The organism is Aminobacter sp. P4_D5, assembly GCF_056401815.1.
Genome location: NZ_JBFUIP010000810.1, coordinates 1 through 668, shown reverse-complemented (window position 1 = coordinate 668; position 668 = coordinate 1). Strand labels below are relative to the sequence as shown.

General features: G+C 66.6%; 1 protein-coding gene. It reads left to right on the top strand.

What is annotated here, in order from left to right; translation table 11 throughout:
- Nucleotides 1-668 (top strand): glutathione S-transferase family protein (locus AC1DWF_RS35145; RefSeq protein WP_476843090.1); only part of this gene is annotated, 668 nt, incomplete at both ends.

Below are 668 nucleotides of genomic sequence, written 5' to 3'. Positions count from 1 at the left end.
CGCCAACACGATGAAGACGGCCGTGCAGCTACGCCAGGCGGGTCTTGAGTTCGAGCTGCGGCAGGCCATGCCGTCGCAATCGCCCAAGGGCCAGCTCCCCTTCATCGACGACGAGGGCGAGTTGGTGGCGGATTCAACCTTCATTCGTCTGCATCTCGAATGGAAATACGGCTTCGACCTCGACGCCGGGCTGGATGCGCGCCAGCGGGCCGAATCCTGGGCGATCGAGCGCATGGTGGAGAACCATTTCGGGTGGACGGCCGCCTGGCCGCGCTACTTCATGCCGGAGAACTTCGAGCGCGGCCCGGCGCGTCTCTTCGACGGGATGCCGGAGGCCCAGCGGGCGGCGATGATCGAACAGCTCAAGGCGCGGGTCTCCACCACCTTCCGCGCGGTGGGCACCACGCGGCATGAGCCGGACGAGATCGAATGGCTCGGCACGCGCTCGCTGCAGAGCCTGTCCGCGATCCTGGGCGACAAGCCCTATCTGATGGGCGACCAGCCTTCGGGCGTGGACGCCATCGCCTTCGCGCAGCTCGCTGGCTTGCTGACGCCGCATTTCGACTCGCCGTTGCGCCGCCAGGCCGAGGGCTTCCTCAACCTCGGCGCCTATACCGACCGGCTGATGGCGCGATTCTATCAGGATTTCGTCTGGAGCCGGGTAGGGA